This is a genomic window from Cryobacterium sp. RTC2.1, from assembly GCF_035018685.1.
GTDB classification, from domain to species: domain Bacteria; phylum Actinomycetota; class Actinomycetes; order Actinomycetales; family Microbacteriaceae; genus Cryobacterium; species Cryobacterium glucosi.
Genome location: NZ_JASJXJ010000334.1, coordinates 1 through 695, shown reverse-complemented (window position 1 = coordinate 695; position 695 = coordinate 1). Strand labels below are relative to the sequence as shown.

The following is a 695-nucleotide window of genomic DNA, read 5'->3' as shown; positions in this document are numbered from 1 at the left end:
GCGGGACCCGACGCGTTTCTGGAACGGCTCCCGGTTGTAGGCATCCATCTGTTCCCGGATTCGCAGGCGCAGCTGTGCCAGCGACGTGAACGTCTCCTGCCGCAAACCCGCGATGACCCAGGTCGCGACATGGGAGACCGTGTTCTCAGTACTACTTTTGTCGCGCGGGTGCCGAACTCTGCCGGGGAGCACCGCGGCCGAGTAGTGCGCAGCCATCTCCCGGTAGGCATCGTTCAAAACGACCTCCCCTTCCTTCGGGTGGGAGATCACCCCTGTCTTCAAGTTGTCGGGCACCAGGCGTGGGACGCTGCCGCCGAAGAACGCGAACATTGCAGTGTGGGCGCGCAGCCACGACTCCTGCCGCATATCCAGGGTGGCTTCCACGAACGCATAGCGGCTGAACGGCAGGCACGCGACGAACAAATACACCTTCGACATCTCGCCCGACGTCGGATCGAGTAGTTGCATTGTGGGCCCGGACCAGTCGACCTCGATGCTGCGGCCGGCTTTGTGGCCGACCCGCGACGTCGCCCCCGAGACAGCGGCGTGCTCGCCATAGAGGCGGCAGAAGCGGTCGTAGCTCATCGTCGCCTGCGCCATCGATGAGGCGTCTACATACTCCTGGTGCAACAGCTTCAACGTCACCCCGACCCTGGCCAACTCCGTATGCACCCGCGCCCAGTCCGGCTGCGCGA

General features: G+C 64.5%; 1 protein-coding gene. It reads right to left on the bottom strand.

All coding sequences use genetic code 11. The features are described from left to right. The coding region (istA, locus tag QN357_RS19155) for an IS21 family transposase (RefSeq protein WP_323505419.1) at window positions 1–695 on the bottom strand (695 nt) is incomplete at both ends.